Below are 15,633 nucleotides of genomic sequence, written 5' to 3'. Positions count from 1 at the left end.
GACGAGTCTGCACCCCGCCACTGACAACGGGCCCGGACGGCCTTCCGGGCCAGCTCGGAAGGGGTTCGGGTAAGCGACTGGTAGAAGTTGTCCACAGGCTGGGGACCTCGTCTGCGGATTGTCTGTGAGGGCAGGCAGTATGGGGTCATGACTGAGAGCAACGGGTCCGCCGCGGCCGAGCGGAACGACGAGATGCCGGACTGGGAGAAGCGCTTCCGGGCGCCCCGGGTGTCGCTGCCCGACTGGGCGGAGGACGCCCCCGACCGCTCCCTGTTCGTCTCCAACGCCACGGGGACGTACGAGCTGTACGCCTGGGACCGGGCCACCGGCGTCCAGCGCCAGGTCACGGACCGGCCGAACGGCACGACGGACGGAGTGCTCTCCCCGGACGGCGCGTGGATCTGGTGGTTCGACGACAAGGACGGCGACGAGTTCGGCGTCTGGCGCCGCCAGCCCTTCGAGGGCGGCCCGGACGAACTCGCCGCGCCCGGTCTCGACGCCTCCTACCCCGCGGGCCTGGCCCTGGGCCGGGACGGCCGTACGGCGGTCGTGGGCCGCTCGACCGACGACGAGGGCACCTCCATCCACCTCGTGCGCGACGGCGAGGAGCCGGTGGAGATCTACCGGCACCGCGAGTCGGCGGGCGTCGGCGACCTCTCCCACGACGGCTCGCTCATCGCGATCGAGCACACCGAGCACGGCGACGCCATGCACTCGGCGCTGCGCGTGGTGCGCCCCGACGGCAGGGCGGTCGCCGAACTGGACGACACCGAGGGCGGCACCGAGGAACTGGGCCTGGAGGTCCTCGGCTTCGCCCCGGTCGACGGCGACACCCGGCTGCTCATCGGCCATCAGCGGCGCGGCCGCTGGGAACCGCTGGTGTGGGACGTGGCCACCGGCGTGGAGAGCGACCTCGCCCTGGACCTGCCCGGCGACGTGGGCGCCGAGTGGTACCCGGACGGCACCGGTCTGCTCATCGTGCACAGCTTCGAGGCGCGCAGCGAGCTGTTCCGGTACGACCTGGAGAGCGGCAAGCTGGAGAAGGTCCCGACCCCGCCCGGCTCGGTCTCCGGGGCGACGGCCCGCCCCGACGGCAGCGTGGAGTACCTGTGGTCCTCGGCCGCCGAGCCGTCGGCGGTGCGCTCGACGACCGGTGAGGTGGTCCTGGACCCGCCGGGTCTGAAGTCCCCCGGCTCGGTGCCCGTGGAGGACGTGTGGGTGGAGGGACCGGGCGGCCGGATCCACGCCCTGGTGCAGAAGCCGGCCGGGACGACGGGGCCGCTGCCCACGGTCTTCGACATCCACGGCGGCCCGACCTGGCACGACAGCGACTCGTTCGCGGCGGGCCCGGCGGCGTGGGTGGACCACGGGTACGCGGTCGTCCGCGTCAACTACCGCGGTTCCACGGGCTACGGGCGCGAGTGGACCGACGCGCTGAAGCACCGGGTCGGCCTGATCGAGCTGGAGGACATCGCGGCGGTGCGGGAATGGGCGATCGCGTCCGGCCTCGCCGACCCCGACCGGCTGATCCTCACGGGGGGTTCGTGGGGCGGCTACCTCACCCTCCTGGGCCTGGGCACCCAGCCGGACGCGTGGGCGCTGGGCATCGCGGCGGTGCCGGTCGCGGACTACGTCACGGCGTTCCACGACGAGATGGAGGCGCTGAAGGCGATGGACCGGACGCTGCTGGGGGGTACGCCGGAGGAGGTGCCCGAGCGCTTCGAGGCGTCGTCGCCTCTGACGTACGTGGACGAGGTCAAGGCGCCGGTGTACATCTCGGCGGGCGTCAACGACCCGCGGTGCCCGATCCGGCAGGTCGACAACTACGTGAAGCGGCTGGAGTCCCGGGGCGCGGTGCACGAGGTGTACCGGTACGACGCGGGGCACGGCTCGCTGGTGGTGGACGAGCGGATCAAGCAGGTCCGGCTTGAACTGGACTTCGCGGAACGGCATTTGGGGTAGGGGGGAGCGTTGTCGTCCGCAGGGGCGTGGGGGCTCGTCGCGCAGTTCCCCGCGTCCCTGAAGGGGCGATCACGCCATGTCGTTTCGGGGCGCGAGGAACTGCGCACCCCGTTCGCGTACGGCTACGTCCCCATCCGCCCCCGTCGCCCGAGCAGCTCCGCCAGCCCCCGCCGGGTCGCCGCCAGCACCACCCGGTCCGACGCCTGCAGCACATAGGTGTCCGGCAGATCCCAGGCAAGGCCCGGTGAGTCCCCGGACTCCTCCCGGGCCAGCACCCGCCAGGACCCCGCCCGGAACGCCTCCCCGACCGTCCTGCCCTCCAGTTGCGGGTGCCCGCCCACGTCCACCGCGGCGAACAGCAGCACCCGCCGCTCGACCGGGAAGGCCCCGAGGATCTGGCGTCCCATCATCGCCCCGGCGAAGGCGGGAGCCGCGAGGTGGGAGACGCTCCGGCTGCGGGTGGACGCACGCGGGTGCGCGGCCCGCAGGGTGCGGTACACCGCCGTCGCGAAGTCGTCGTCGTACAGCCGCAGCACCACCCGCAGATCGGGACGCACGGCCCGCGCGTACAGCACGGCCTCCAGGTTGGTGGTGTCCGCGCTGGTCACCGCGAGCAGTGCGTGCGCGCGGTGGATCTTGGCGGCCTCCAGGACCCCCTCCTGGGTGACGTCCCCGAGCACCACCGGGACCCGCAGCCGCCGTGCCGTGGCGAGTCCGCGGGCCTCGGGGTCGGACTCGACGCACACCACAGGGATGTTCAGCTCCCGCAGCCGCGTCAGCACCCGGGTGCCGATCTTGCCGAGCCCGAGCAGCACGACGTGTCCGCCGAGGCCCCGGGGCGGTTTGCGCAGGGAGGACGCGGTGCGGAAGGTGCCGAGGACCTCCAGGACCGCGGCGAGGAGCACCGGGAGGAGCAGCAGTCCGGCGAATCCGGACAGCAGCTGGAGGATCTGCCGGCCGACGGACTGGCCGATCGCGGGGTCGTCGATCGCGAACAGGTCGAGCAGCGTCAGATAGAAGGCGAGCAGGGGATGGATCCCGGTCACCAGCCACAGCGCGACGGCGAGCGCGACCACGCACCCCACCATCCCGGCCAGCGACCACCGCAGCCGCCGCGAGAACAGCGAGGCGAACCACGGCATCACACCCCGCCCGTCGGGCAGGGCGGGCCCGGCGTACGACACCTGCTCCAGCACGACGGTCGCGCGCCCGCCGCCGTCCCGTACCGCCGCCGCGTCGGGCAGCAGGGTCGGTCCCTGGTCGCCGCCGGGTCCGGAGCTGTCGGTGGGCGAGAGCAGGGCCAGGGTGGCGAGGCCCGGCACGGGACTTTCCCCGGCCCCGGCCGGCGGCCGTTCCACCGCCCGCAGCAGCAGGCCGCCGGTCTGGAGCACCTTGCTGGTGCCGGTGAGGGCGGTGGCGGCCAGCGCGGGCGCCGCGGTGTCGGCGTCGGAGAGCACGGTCGTGGAGGCGTCGAAACCGGTGCTGTCGGCCGGGTCACCGGAGGCCAACGCGGAGGCCTGGTCGAGGAGTTCCTCGATGTGCTGGCCCAGGCGCCGGTTGTAGAGCCGCAGGACGAGCCGCAGCCGGGGGTTGAGGCGGCGGGCGGTGAGGGCGGCGCGGATGTTGGTCTCGTCGTCGTCGTACACGAGGGCGAGCGCGTCCGCGCGTTCCACGCCCGCCTCGGCGAGCGCCGCCTCGTTGGGCTCGGCGGCCTCCATCAGCCGTATGCCGCTGGCGGGTTCACCGGTGGCGGTGACCACGCCGTTGCCGTTGCCGGTGAGGCCGACGGCGGCGGTCACCACCCGGTCGAGCAGCGCGGACGCGGACCGGGCCCGCACCACCACCGGTGGCCGCACGGTCCGTTCGGAGGCCGGGACGACGAGCGTGACCTGCTCGCCGTAGACACCTGTGAGCTCGGCCGCCAGCCGGTGCGCGAGTCCGTCGTCCCCGCACACCACCATGTGCGCGGCCGCGTCGCCCGGCGGCCCGGGACTCTGGTTCGGAAGGCTCCCCACGAGGGAGAAGACTGCCTCACCGGGACGGATGTCGCCACGTCGGACAGGTGAGGCGACCCTCTGTCAAGAAATCCCCAAACCGTCGCGCACACTGAGCAATCGGACCTTCTCTGCCGTACGCACGGACAGGGAAACCAGCAGCCCACCTCCGGAGGGACCCCGGCCGTGTCCGTCACCAAAGCACCTCCGCGCACGCGGGACGCCGGCGAGGACCCGCGCCCGGCACCGAGGGACGAGGCCGACCGGCGCCTGAACTCCCCTCTCGTGCTGACCCTGCTGATGCTGCTGGTGGTGCTGCTCCAGGGCCCGATCCGCGGGGCGCTGGGCGCGCCGGTCATGCAGAGCTGGATGACGGTGTTCGTCGCCGTGCTCGTCCAGGCGCTGCCCTTCCTGGTGCTCGGGGTGCTGCTGTCGGCGGCGATCGCGGTGTTCGTGCCGCCGTCGTTCTTCGCCCGCGCCCTGCCGAAGAACCCCGCTCTCGCGGTGCCGGTGGCGGGGGCCGCGGGCGTGGTGCTGCCCGGCTGCGAGTGCGCGTCCGTGCCGGTGGCGGGCGCCCTGGTCCGGCGCGGTGTCACCCCGGCCGCGGCCCTCGCCTTCCTGCTCTCCGCTCCGGCGATCAACCCGATCGTGCTGACGGCGACCGCCGTGGCCTTCCCGCGGAACCCCGAGATGGTCGTGGCCCGGCTCGTCGCGAGCCTGCTGGTGGCCTGCGCGATGGGCTGGCTGTGGCTGCGCCTCGGCCGCACCGACCTGCTGAAGGAACCGACCCGTCACTCCTACGACGGCCAGGGCAAGGGCGCCGCCTTCTGGGGCTCGGTCCGGCATGACGTGATGCACGCGGGCGGCTTCCTGGTCGTGGGCGCGATGGCGGCGGCGACGTTGAAGGCCGTGGTCCCGCAGACCTGGCTGCGTACGGCGGCGGAGAACCCGGTGATCGCCGTGCTGGCGCTCGCCGCCCTGGCCGTGGTGCTGTCGATCTGCTCGGAGGCGGACGCGTTCGTGGCCGCCTCGCTCACCCAGTTCTCGCTCACCGCGCGGCTGACGTTCCTGGTCGTCGGCCCGATGATCGACCTCAAGCTGTTCGCGATGCAGACGGGCACCTTCGGGCGTGCCTTCGCCCTGCGCTTCGCGCCCGCGACCCTCGCCCTGGCGATCGTGGTCTCGGTCCTGACCGGGTGGGTGATGCTGTGAACCGGCAGGCACAGTCGGCGGTCCTGTTCGTCCTCGGCGCGGCCCTCCTGCACGCGGGCCTCACCGACCTCTACCTGCGTTACGTCAAGGCGGGCCTGCGTCCGCTGGTCCTCGCGGCCGGTGTCGTCCTGATCGCGACGGCGCTGGCGACGGCGTGGTACGAGTGGCGTTCCAGGGGCAAGGAGAAGGGGGAGCGTGCGGGGGAGCGCGAGGAAGAGGGGGCAGGGGAGCGGGAGGAAGAGGGGGCGGGGGAGCGGGAGGGGGAGCGGGAGGAAGAGCGGGAGCACGCTCACCGCGAACCCCGAGTCTCCTGGCTCCTCGTCCTCCCCCTCTTCGCCCTGATCCTCGTCGCCCCGCCCGCCCTCGGCTCCTACAGCGCCATGCGTACGGGTACGGCCTTGCAGCAGTCGTACGGCTATATGAAGCTCCCGGAGAGCGGACCCCTGCGGCTCGGCCTCGCCGACTACGCGGGCCGCGCGGTCTACGAGCACGGCCGGGGTCTGTCCGGCCGGCGGATCACCATCACCGGCTTCGTCGCCCTGGACCGCTCCGGCGCGCCCTACCTGGTCCGCATGGCCCTCAACTGCTGCGCGGCGGACGCCCAGCCGGTCAAGGTCGGCCTCACCGGCCGGATCCCACCGGTCCTCAAACCGGACGGCTGGCTCCAGGTCACCGGCACGTACACACCCAAGCGCACCAAGGACACGGTGAACGGCGGCCCGATCCCGTACCTCGACGTCACGGAGGCCAAGCCGGTCCCGACGCCGCGCGACCCGTACGACGAGACCTGGAACAACTGAGGTTCTTTACCGGGCGCCGGGGGGGGGCACCGGCGTGCCACCCCCGGGCGCTGCCTTGCCGCTGCCCAGTCCCCCGTGATCACACATGGCCGAGGACTGAGATGATCACCTGATGCGCCGTGAACTCCCTGTCCGCGGCGGGCGGTCGGGTCCTGAGTGACTGGCGACGCGGGCAGGGCGTGAGCGAAGATGAGTAACCACGGGGAGCCAACGGGGAGTTGGGTATGGCCGAGCAGTACAAGGTCGATCTGAGTGAGATCGAAGGCACGATCACGAAGCTGAACCAGGCCATCAGGGAGATGGGGTCGTCGGGCTCGGACGCGAGGAACTCGACGTACCTGCCCGCCGGGGCGCTGGGCAAGAACTTCGGTGAGGCCGAGGCGTTGCACCAGGCCCACGACCAGATGAAGGAACGCCTCTACGAGATCGTCGCGCACCTGGAGCGGGTGCTGGACTCCTTCGGCCAGAAGACGAAGAAGACACATGACGCGTACGCCGACGCCGAGGCGGAGAACCTCGCCGCGTTCAACAGGAAGTGAGCCGGTGTTCTGCCGCGCGGAGAGTCACATGAGGATGGGGGACGGCAGCTGTGGCCGATGAGGGTATCGACAACTTCGAGTACGTCCCGGCGAACCAGTGCTTCGCGGAGAAGCACACCACGCAGTTCGGCGTCGACTCCGACATGGACCAGATGAAGGAGATGGTCCGCGACGCGGACCCGGGAACGGTGAAGGCGGTCGCGGCGGGCTGGGCCCGGCTCGAGAAGGCTCTGGTGGGGCCCGGCGGTGTGAAGGAGATCCTGGACCACGCCGTGGAGCATGTGATGGCCCACTGGGAGGGCCAGAGCGCGGATCTGTTCCGGGAACAGGCCCAGATCATCAGCAAGAAGCTCACCGACAGCTCCAAGTACGCCCACAACGTCTCGAAGTCCCTCACGGGCGCCGCCGTGATTCTCGACCAGGTCCGGCCGGAGGTCCTGGCGATGGAGAAGCCGGGCAAGGTCTCCAGCGCGGTGGACTTCGTCGTCAACGCCGGTGACCGGAGCGGCGGCAAGGCCGCGGACGACGCCATCAAGAGCGGGGTCGGTTCGCAGGATGCCCTCGACAAGTACGGGACCAGCTTGTCGGAGGGGCGGGAGGCGCAGCTGAAGATGGCTGCGAAGATGGAGATTCTGGGGGCGGCTTATAACAGTCGGGCTGCGGAGATTGGGTCTTGGAAGCAGAAGACGCCTTTGCCTCCGGACAAGTACGACCACCGCGAGGACTTTCCCGGTGATCCGGGCGGTATTGCCCCCGCTCCCGTGGTGGTTCCGATGGAGCTTGCTCCTCGAAGCCCGAAGGCCACAACCTCCAGTACCGCCCGTGGTGGCCAGGTCGGCGCGATCAGCTCGTCGAAGCCCGTGGCACCCCCGTCTGGTGTCACCGGAGGCGCGCACAAGCCGACCGTGTCGCAGCCCCAGGTCGGCACGGCGATTGACGGAATCTCCGGTGGCCGCACGGGGGCCCCTGCAGGCGGCGTCGGCCCGGTCGGCGGCGGAACTGCTGCTGGTGGTGGTATCGGTGGCGGTGCCGGCTTCGTCGGTGGTGCCGTGGGCGGGGCGGCTGGAGCCGGTGCCGCTCGCGGTATGACGGGGCGTGCCGGGGGCATTGGTGGCGCTGCCGGCGCGGGTGCTGCTGCCAGGGGTGGTGCCGCGCGTGCCGGAGGCGTGGCTGGCCGAAGTGGCGGTGTGGTCGGTGGCACACCCAAGGCCGGTGCTGGTGCCGGGGCGGGCGCGGGCCGGGGCACGGCCGGTGGTTCGGGCCTGCACAGTAGCCGTGGTGCCGCAGGACGGGGAGGGGCCAGCGCGGTCCGCAAGGGCGGTGTCGCAGGTGCCCCGGGCTCCCGTACTGGTCGCCGCAAGGACGATGAGCAGCGCGAGGGCGAGCGTCCCGACTACCTCGTCGAGGACGAAGAGACCTGGACCCCGCAGACCAATGCGGCGCCGCGGGTCATCGAGTAACCGCAGGGTCCTCACCGGCACATGACAGGATGCGTGGGCGTGGCCTTCGGGTCACGCCCACGTCTGCGATGGGAGAGGGAAACGGAATGGCCTTCACGCGAACGGTGCGAGTGCTGGGCGCCACGGCACTGACGGGCGCGCTGATCCTGGCGGCGGCCCCTGCCGCTTCCGCCGACCAGACCAGAAGCGCCCAGTGGGCACTGGACACCCTGCAGGCAGAATCCGCATGGCACTACTCCAAAGGCGAAGGTGTCACAGTCGCGGTCATCGATGACGGCGTCAATGCCGAGCACCAGGACCTGAAGGGGAATGTGCTCGAGGGTAAGGACTTTTGGGACGGCGACGACGATCCGTCTCCTGCGTCTGGAGACGACCACGGTACGGCCATGGCGTCGCTGATTGCTGCACACGGGCACGGAGCGGGCGCCGCTGACGGAGTCATTGGACTTGCCCCAGAAGCTAAGATCCTTCCCATCCGATGGGACATGAATGGCGAAGCCGGTTTCTCGGATGAAATTCGCTTTGCAGTGGACCATGGTGCTTCCATCATCAATATCTCCGTCTCAAATCATTTGGATCTCCCCGAAGATCGCGAGGCAGTGGCCTACGCACTAGGCCACGATGTCCTGATAACGGTGGCAGCCGGAAATGAAGGCGTGAACAGGATCGATTTTCCGGCAAAGTATCCGGGTGTTCTAACGGTCGGGGGCGTCGATAACACCGGCGTCGTCTGGTCCAATTCCAACTCCGGGCCAGAAGTTCTACTCACCGCTCCCGCTACACGTATCGTGAGTGCGAGTTCTCCTGGTAACAGGTTGCGCATGGGGACCGGCACGTCGGACTCAACGGCACTGGTGTCCGGAGCTGCCGCCTTGCTCCGATCGAAGTTCCCTGACCTCACCGCAGGTCAGATCGCCAACCGCCTCACCAAGACGGCCGTGCTGCCAGCTTCCGCCAAGGGGCTTTCCCTCCCCGACGAGAAGTACGGCTACGGTGAAATCCGCCCGCTCGCCGCCCTGACGGAAGACATCCCTGCGGGCTCGAAGTACGGCCCCCTCAAGGCTCCGACGTCGGCGTCTGCGAATGCGAGCCCCTCCGCCGCTCCGAGCGCTGGTAGCAAGTCCGACGCCGACTACGCAGCAGAGGCCGAACAGGCAGACCAGAAGCAGATGCTGTTTCTCGTCATCGCCGGCGTCGTGGCCCTGACTGTGCTCGCCCTCGTCGTGTTCCTGATGGTCAAGCGTTCCCGGCGCAACAAGAACAACAACAACGGCGGCCCCGGCGGCCCGGCAGGCTACCCGCAGTACGGCCAGCAGCCCGTCCCGCCGCAGCAGTACCCGTACCAGCAGCAGCCTGTCCCGCCGCAGCAGAATCCGTACCAGCAGCCGCCCACCCCGCCCCACGGCCAGTGGCCGCCGCAGCAGTAACTGCCAGGTGCTGGCTCGTCAGCCCCTGCTCTCCGTACTCAGAGGAGTGTGAGAGCAGGGGCGAGTTGATACATGAGGCCCGGACGTTCGACGGCAGCTGAACTCCCGATGGGCTCAGCGGTCAGTCGCGAGGAGCCTGGGACGTCCCGCAATACGGGGCACTTGGTGTATCGACAGGCGGCGCGCTCACCGCTCGCCCCGGGGCCGACGGGACGGCGGGATTGCGGTGAGGGCGTCCGGCTGTGGCGGGCAGTGCGGAGCGCATGCCCGGCACGCGTACACGACGAAGCCAGGCCCGGAGTTCTGGTGCACCACGGCCACCACGACCGGGGTCTCGGTGGTCACATGACAGCGGACACACATCCGTACTGGCTTACGGGCTCCCGCTTGTGGTGTCTTCGGTGCCACCAGATCCTGTTCCGGGGATGATCCCTCGTCGGCCCGCTCGTTTCGCGTTCCCATCACGCAGCCCCTACCGCACCGATGACGTGACGGTCGAGGTCGATGCCGAAGTCGGCCGCGAGGACCAGGGCCACCCGACGCCGCGCCTGCCGCGCCCGCTCATGCTCCCGTACCTGACAAGCCCACTCCGCCGCGAGCACATACGGGCGAACAGAGGCCGCCGTCCGGCCGTCCAGCGGAGTGGACAGTCCGTACGGCGAGCGGTGGGCGGGCAGCTGCACCGCGAGGCGGCCAGGCATCGCCGGATCGACGGCGGAAACCGGCACGACCGGGCGCGCACCCGCCCTCCGCGTGCCGGTACCGGGCGCGCATGTGTCCAGGATCCAGCGCAGCAGCGCATGGATAATGCTCACTGTCATCAGCTCCTCAGAGGCTGGTGGCCGTGCCCCCGGACGGCGCCCACCGTCGCGGGGGTCTTCTGTCGGTACCGACTGTACGACAACTTGGTACGTCTTGGTACGTCTTCTCACGTGATAAGTCGGCCTATGATGTCCTGAGGTGGCCTTTTACGCTCCAGGGCATGATAGAGATCGAGCGGGAGAGCATCACCCCGATGTACATGCAGCTCGCGTCAGCCCTGCGTGAGCGCATCCGACGCGGGGAGATCCCGGTCGGTCGGCGCATTCCCTCTCACCATGAACTGGAACAGGAAACCGGTGGAGTGGTCAGCCGCCGAACCATCAAGTCCGCCATCGATGCGCTGCAGGCCGAGGGAATCGTTCAAGGGGTGCAGGGCAAGGGCGTGTTCGTCATCGCGGTCCCCGTCGACGTTCCCGAAGACGATTCGTCCGGCGACTGACGGCCACACCCCTCAACGGACTCAAGCGCACCGCAAGAGGGGCCCGGCTCCACAACCGGCAGGTGGTCCTGGCTCATCCACACGCCGAGGCCGAGCACATCGAGGCGAGGAGCCGAGCGGGACAATTGCAGCCCAGCGCATGTGTGTCCGCGGAGGCGATCTCGCGCCAGAACCAGTCCGCCCGCCACGCTTCAGGCTCAGTCGGCGCGGAATGTCGAGTGGGAGGGAAACTTGGCGTCCGTGCAACCGCGACGCTCGACGACGTCGGTGACGTACGCGTGGAACATCTTCTCCAGCGCGGGTGGCATCAGTTTGTTGTAGCCGTAGGCGACGGACATCGTGTGGACCTGTGGTTTGCCGTCACAGACCGAGGAAGCCCACCAGGCCGCTTTGTCACTGCGGCCAGCCTTGCCCTGCTCGGCGACGAACGGGAGACCGTCGTAGTCGGTGGGCAGGTTGACGTTCTTCGCAGCCTCGCCGGAGTAGGTGTGGTACGCGACCCACCACTCTCCCGGGCGCGATGGCTGCTCGACGCTGTCGACGTCCTTGCCATGGTCAACTTGGGACTGCCAGACGTCGCTCGCACGGGCCTTGCTGAACACGAGAGCGCATTCCTCGTCCCACACCTTGTCGTCCGTGCGACTCTCCAGCACCTGGTCCGGAAGGTCTTCCTGGTGCGTGAAGCCGCTCTCGCGATACCACCCGCAGGTGCCGTCAGCACGAGTCGCCGCGGTTGGGCCCTCTTTCAGAGCGGGGATGTTCCGCGGAGGTTCGGGTAGCCGGTCGTCGCAGCCCAAATGTTCCGCGAAGTTGTTGGCGGTGATTACGGCCGTTTCGGCAAGGACGTTCCGGTCGTGCGAGGTCATCTGACCGTTCTCGGTGAACGCCGGGCCGGGATCCATCAGCGAGGCCCGCGCCCACAGGGCCTTGACCGGCTCGCCATACGACGTCACTGCTGTGCAGGGGAGTTGCACGGTGACGCTGGAGGCAGTGACCATGCCGGCCATTCCTCCGCCGAGCGGTTCGACGGGGTACGTGTGGTGGGAGTACGGGGTGATGAGGAACTCCACAGGCTCTTCGGGCACGTAGGGGTCGGGCGAGGGCAGGACACCCACCGCGCCCGTGAAGAACCAGCGTTCGCCGCTGGACGACCCCTGATTCTCCCCGGCCTCCGTACTGAAGATCTCGCAGTCCTGCGGCAGTCCGGCATCGAGTTCGATCGTGCCTTCGTCGGCCACCCGGTGCGAGATGGTGCCGCCCGCCGGTGAGAGTGCGAGTACGCGCCCCGCCGGAACGAGTCCCGCGCAGGCCTCGTTGATCTGGTGCCGGGCATTCAGGTTCTGCCACAGGACAGTGCCACTCACCCCGATCCCTGCTACGGCGACCACGCACAGCAGCACGTTGACCGACTTGCGTACACGGTCCGGGATCCTCGCCGCTCTCCCTTCGGCGTTCACCGGGCAGTTCTGGACAACGTCACTCATTTCCGTCGCGGCCTAGATTCTCGGCGCCTTCGCACTTCAAGGCATCCTGGGCGACGTAGCGAGCCGCTGAAACCGTCAGATCCTGGAAGGGCTTGCGCCAAGCGCTTTGCACGTCATTCGGATGGTGCAAGTAATATGCCTCGATTCTGACGAGAGACTTGGGGTCCTCCTCGGATGGGCAGGACACGAAGAGCACGCCGCCAGTGTCACTCACGTACCCCTTCGCCCTGCCTACCGACAAAGGGGACCTGCCAGCCGCGGTCGCCATCTTCTCAATGGTCGCCTCGCTGAACTCGCTGCCGAGGCGCACTCCATAATTGATTTCGATGGTCATCCCCCCTCCGCGCAGGAAGCATGATCCTGTGGTATCAGCGCTTGCGCTGCCGAAGCTCCGATACTTCTCCTTGAACTCGGATCCGCTTTTGGGGAGTATGGAAGAAACCGGACTCCCTGAAACCGAACCTCCGCAAACTTTCGCCGGCACCGAGACAGCCGGTTCCCCGGATGACTGCCATACCCACCACCCGACGCCAGCCGCTGCGACCAGGCCGAGTGCAACGACTGCTGACCAAGCCCCTCGGTGACCTGAACGGCGAGAAAACTGGGCGCTGCTGGAACTGCTCACGCGGCACACCTCGATCAGCTGTCGATACCGTCAGCGCGGCTGCGGCCATCGCTGTAACTCTTGTTGGCCTGGTCGTACACGGCGTCCGCGAGTCGGCTTGTCTCATCTGAACCGAGGCCCGCTTCTTGAGCTGCTGTCAGGGCCGCCGCCTTCGCCGCTTGGGCGCCGGTTTCTCTCTGCAGCTCCAGCTGGCGCATTTCCTTGTCGCTCAATTCATCTCCCGAATCGCGCGTGAAGTGCTCTACGGTCGCTTCGCGGATGTCCTCCGTGACCCAACCGATGGCATCTCCGGCGACGGGGAACTTGCTCGCCCCCACGTCGATCATTCGTCCGACCCATTTGTCGGCGGTAGCGAGACTCTTGTTGAAATCCTCGTCCTTGGCGATTCCTTCGACGTAGACGGCCTGCGAGCGGGACTCTTCCATGATCCCGCTGAGCAGTGCGCCCGGGGCCACCATCGTTTCGACGGCCCTCGTCCTGGTATCGCCACTGGAATGGTCGGCCAGGGTGTCTCTGATGAGCTGGGTGGTGACTGTCTGTTGGGCGTTGCTGATGGCACCGTAGGCGTCGGGGTCCTTGCCGACTGCTCCCAGGAAGACTGACAGGTCGCCGTTGTTGAGGTCCTTCAGTCCGGCGTCCACGCCGTTGGTCGGAACGTTGGAGCTGTCGCCGGCCAGCGCCTTCTGCACGTCGTACATGTACTCGGCCGTCATGTTCCCCAGGCTGTCGGCCAGCGGCGCCAGTGGTCCGTTGTCCTTCTCGCTGATCAGGGACGGGTCACTGCCGAACTTGTCGACCACCTGGTGCATGAGCGTGGCCTGTTCCGCCGAGTGTCCCGTCACAGGTTCCCCGTGCTCGTCGTACAGCTGGCCGGAGACCGCGGATTCGAGGGCGTGGCCCAAGGAGTCGGGGAAGTCGTTCATGGACTTCTGCGCGGCGTCGGGGTCGTGGCCGGTGATGTCGGGGAAGGAGTCGTAGTCCTTGCTCGTGAGGTAGTCCAGGTAATTGGTGGCACCGTCGATCTCGGACAGCTCGCCCTTGTGGGTGCCGTTCTCGGCGTAGGCCTCCATGGGCGGCGAGAAGTAGTCGACGGCGGCCTGCGGGCTGTGCCCCAGTGCCTCCAGGACGCTGTTCATCGGGTCGTAGCCGGCGCCGTTCTTGCCCGAGGGGTTGAAGCCGTACATGGAGTCGCCGAAGTCGGCCTTGGTGTTCGCGAAGAACATCGGGTTGTCGGCGTGGAGTTGGGTGACGTGTTCCGCGATGGGGGTGAGGAAGCTCGAGTCGTAGGTGCCGTAGCGAAGGATGCCGCCGAGGAGCTGGTAGCCGTAGGGGCCCTCGCTCATGCTGTCGGGGTACAGCTTGACGTGCTGCGTGCCGAGCTTGCGGAACTCCGCGGCCCACTGCGCGGACAGGTGTGGCTTCTTGTCCGGGTCGGTCGCGGTGGCCAGGGTGTTGCCCATGTTGCGCTGCATCTCCCTTAGCAGCTCCTTGCGTTCGTCGCTCGCGTCGGAGGTCTGCAGGGCGAGTTGGCCGTAGAGCTGGAGGCTGCCCTTCTGGCCGAGCTGCTGGTAGAAGTCGGTGGAGAACTCCGCGTCTCCCCGGTTGGCCTTCAACAGGTGGTTCAGCTCGGTCAGTTCGGTGTCGGTGAGCTCGGCGCCCTTCTTCATCAGCTCGGCCGCGTGGGTGGCGTCGGCGGCGTCGAGGGACGTGACGACCTTGGAGTTGAAGTCGTCCGAACGGCCGCCCAGATCGCGGCGCAGCGCCCAGCAGGCGCTCTCGTCGGCGTCGGCGGCCTGCTGGAGGACCGCTTCGATACGGCTGACCAGGGCGTCGCAGGCCTGCTGCTGCTCGCGGATGAGGGCCTGGCCGTCGGGGTCGTGGCGGGCGGCGCCGTGGGAGAGGTCGTTGCGCGGGGTGACCACACCGGTGGCATCGACGTGGAGGTCCTGCTTCTTGGCCTCGACGTCGGCCAGCACGTGGAGGTCGCTCTTCGCCTTCTGCAGCGCGCTGTGCAGGGTGGTGAGGACACCGGCGATGCCCTCCGCCTCCTTCTGGGCGTCCTCGAACTCCTGGTGGGTGGCGCGTACGTCGCTCTCCGCCTTGGCCGCCGTCAGCACCGGCTGCCTCCAGCCCGCCTGCTTGAACGGCCGGGCGACCTCGTCACCGAACGCGGTGTGCAGGCCCTGGAACTTCGTGGCCGTCTCCTGCCAACGGTCCGCTGCCGCTTTGAGGTTGCTGAGGCTGAGGTGGTAGAGCTGCTCGTAGGTCGGCATGGCTGTGGTGAATCCCCCGTGTCGATTCAGGCGGTGCGGTGGGTGGCTGAGCCGGATTACCCGAAGGGCGACGACTCGCCGGACACGGAGCGCATGGTTTGCGTGTTGGCCGCCTCGGTGCTCTGGAACAGCAGGCCCGAGCCGCCGCACTGCCGGGAGAGGCTGTCGCATTTTCCGGCCAGCGACGAGACCTGACTCGACCATGTCTCCGCCAGCCCGCCGAGCGCCTCGCCCAGCCCGCCGTCCCAGCTGCCGCCGCCGAAGTCCCGGGACGCCGACCGGGTTTCGTCCACCGGGTACGCGCCGGTGGTACGTGTCCGGCCCGCCATTTCGCTCGAGCCGCTGCCTGCACGGTTCAACGCCGCCGGATCGTCGATGTCCGTTCCGCCCGACATACCCCACTCCCCATGTGTCCATGTCCGCCCCGCGAAGCGCGGAATCTGTTGGCGTGCGAGCACGTGAACCAACGATCAGTAAGCAAAAACTATCACCGCGTCACGACGCCGCCCCAGGCGTTCATCGCCTTCCGTGTGGAGTGTCGACCCCGCCGGAAAGCCTCCCTCTCTTGCCGTCCCACCCCCCTCCCCCTAGCCTTC

General features: G+C 68.9%; 13 protein-coding genes. 7 read left to right on the top strand and 6 right to left on the bottom strand.

What is annotated here, in order from left to right; all coding sequences use genetic code 11:
- The first annotated feature begins 147 nt into the window (after positions 1–147).
- Positions 148–1,962, top strand: a complete 1,815-nt coding sequence (locus ACFYZ8_RS21500) for a prolyl oligopeptidase family serine peptidase (RefSeq protein ID WP_388537662.1) — start codon at positions 148–150, stop codon at positions 1,960–1,962.
- Positions 1,963–2,084: 122 nt separating this feature from the next.
- Here ACFYZ8_RS21500 and ACFYZ8_RS21495 read toward each other — a convergent pair whose 3' ends face one another.
- On the bottom strand, positions 2,085–3,923 hold the full coding sequence (locus ACFYZ8_RS21495) for an NAD-binding protein (protein WP_388537761.1): 1,839 nt from the start codon (positions 3,921–3,923) through the stop codon (positions 2,085–2,087).
- A 219-nt stretch (positions 3,924–4,142) separates the two neighbouring features.
- On the opposite strand from ACFYZ8_RS21495, the gene ACFYZ8_RS21490 reads away from it, so the two are divergent.
- The 5 genes from ACFYZ8_RS21490 to ACFYZ8_RS21470 all read left to right on the top strand — a co-directional run bounded on the left by ACFYZ8_RS21490 (position 4,143) and on the right by ACFYZ8_RS21470 (position 9,394).
- Complete coding sequence (locus ACFYZ8_RS21490; RefSeq protein WP_388537660.1) at positions 4,143–5,168, top strand: permease; 1,026 nt, start codon at positions 4,143–4,145, stop codon at positions 5,166–5,168.
- On the top strand, positions 5,165–5,968 hold the full coding sequence (locus ACFYZ8_RS21485) for a TIGR03943 family putative permease subunit (protein ID WP_388537658.1): 804 nt from the start codon (positions 5,165–5,167) through the stop codon (positions 5,966–5,968). The genes ACFYZ8_RS21490 and ACFYZ8_RS21485 overlap by 4 nt, the downstream gene beginning before the upstream one ends.
- A 224-nt stretch (positions 5,969–6,192) precedes the next feature.
- Positions 6,193–6,507: a hypothetical protein gene (locus ACFYZ8_RS21480; protein ID WP_359034098.1), complete on the top strand. Its 315-nt coding sequence runs from the start codon at positions 6,193–6,195 to the stop codon at positions 6,505–6,507.
- A gap of 50 nt (positions 6,508–6,557) precedes the next feature.
- The gene (locus tag ACFYZ8_RS21475; protein WP_389050074.1) at positions 6,558–7,967 is read left to right on the top strand and encodes a hypothetical protein; all 1,410 of its coding nucleotides are present in this window, start codon (positions 6,558–6,560) and stop codon (positions 7,965–7,967) included.
- 86 nt (positions 7,968–8,053) lie between these two features.
- Positions 8,054–9,394: a S8 family serine peptidase gene (locus ACFYZ8_RS21470; protein ID WP_388537654.1), complete on the top strand. Its 1,341-nt coding sequence runs from the start codon at positions 8,054–8,056 to the stop codon at positions 9,392–9,394.
- Between the two features lie 461 nt (positions 9,395–9,855).
- On the opposite strand, the gene ACFYZ8_RS21465 is transcribed toward ACFYZ8_RS21470, so the two are convergent.
- The gene (locus tag ACFYZ8_RS21465; protein ID WP_388537652.1) at positions 9,856–10,215 is read right to left on the bottom strand and encodes a hypothetical protein; all 360 of its coding nucleotides are present in this window, start codon (positions 10,213–10,215) and stop codon (positions 9,856–9,858) included.
- 161 nt (positions 10,216–10,376) lie between these two features.
- On the opposite strand from ACFYZ8_RS21465, the gene ACFYZ8_RS21460 reads away from it, so the two are divergent.
- On the top strand, positions 10,377–10,655 hold the full coding sequence (locus tag ACFYZ8_RS21460) for a GntR family transcriptional regulator (RefSeq protein WP_359034106.1): 279 nt from the start codon (positions 10,377–10,379) through the stop codon (positions 10,653–10,655).
- Positions 10,656–10,852: 197 nt separating this feature from the next.
- Here ACFYZ8_RS21460 and ACFYZ8_RS21455 read toward each other — a convergent pair whose 3' ends face one another.
- The 4 genes from ACFYZ8_RS21455 to ACFYZ8_RS21440 form a co-directional block, all read right to left on the bottom strand.
- Positions 10,853–12,055: a hypothetical protein gene (locus tag ACFYZ8_RS21455; RefSeq protein WP_388537650.1), complete on the bottom strand. Its 1,203-nt coding sequence runs from the start codon at positions 12,053–12,055 to the stop codon at positions 10,853–10,855.
- A 76-nt stretch (positions 12,056–12,131) separates the two neighbouring features.
- The gene (locus tag ACFYZ8_RS21450; RefSeq protein ID WP_388537648.1) at positions 12,132–12,473 is read right to left on the bottom strand and encodes a hypothetical protein; all 342 of its coding nucleotides are present in this window, start codon (positions 12,471–12,473) and stop codon (positions 12,132–12,134) included.
- 305 nt (positions 12,474–12,778) lie between these two features.
- Positions 12,779–15,037: a hypothetical protein gene (locus tag ACFYZ8_RS21445; RefSeq protein ID WP_388537646.1), complete on the bottom strand. Its 2,259-nt coding sequence runs from the start codon at positions 15,035–15,037 to the stop codon at positions 12,779–12,781.
- Between the two features lie 56 nt (positions 15,038–15,093).
- Positions 15,094–15,432, bottom strand: coding sequence for a hypothetical protein (locus tag ACFYZ8_RS21440; RefSeq protein WP_388537644.1), 339 nt, complete (start codon positions 15,430–15,432; stop codon positions 15,094–15,096).
- Positions 15,433–15,633: the final 201 nt, after the last annotated feature.

This window comes from Streptomyces sp. NPDC001668 (genome assembly GCF_042893155.1).
Taxonomy (GTDB): domain Bacteria; phylum Actinomycetota; class Actinomycetes; order Streptomycetales; family Streptomycetaceae; genus Streptomyces.
Note: the sequence above shows the minus strand (reverse complement) of the source record. Positions and strands in the feature narration are given on the sequence as shown.

Excerpts from the sequence above, each read along its gene's own strand:
- ACFYZ8_RS21465 (WP_388537652.1), bottom strand. The coding sequence starts at position 10,215 with ATGACAGTGAGCATTATCCATGCGCTGCTGCGCTGGATCCTGGACACA.
- ACFYZ8_RS21495 (WP_388537761.1), bottom strand. The coding sequence starts at position 3,923 with ATGGTGGTGTGCGGGGACGACGGACTCGCGCACCGGCTGGCGGCCGAG.
- ACFYZ8_RS21470 (WP_388537654.1), top strand. The coding sequence starts at position 8,054 with ATGGCCTTCACGCGAACGGTGCGAGTGCTGGGCGCCACGGCACTGACG.
- ACFYZ8_RS21450 (WP_388537648.1), bottom strand. The coding sequence starts at position 12,473 with ATGACCATCGAAATCAATTATGGAGTGCGCCTCGGCAGCGAGTTCAGC.
- ACFYZ8_RS21440 (WP_388537644.1), bottom strand. The coding sequence starts at position 15,432 with ATGTCGGGCGGAACGGACATCGACGATCCGGCGGCGTTGAACCGTGCA.
- ACFYZ8_RS21445 (WP_388537646.1), bottom strand. The coding sequence starts at position 15,037 with ATGCCGACCTACGAGCAGCTCTACCACCTCAGCCTCAGCAACCTCAAA.
- ACFYZ8_RS21480 (WP_359034098.1), top strand. The coding sequence starts at position 6,193 with ATGGCCGAGCAGTACAAGGTCGATCTGAGTGAGATCGAAGGCACGATC.
- ACFYZ8_RS21460 (WP_359034106.1), top strand. The coding sequence starts at position 10,377 with ATGATAGAGATCGAGCGGGAGAGCATCACCCCGATGTACATGCAGCTC.
- ACFYZ8_RS21500 (WP_388537662.1), top strand. The coding sequence starts at position 148 with ATGACTGAGAGCAACGGGTCCGCCGCGGCCGAGCGGAACGACGAGATG.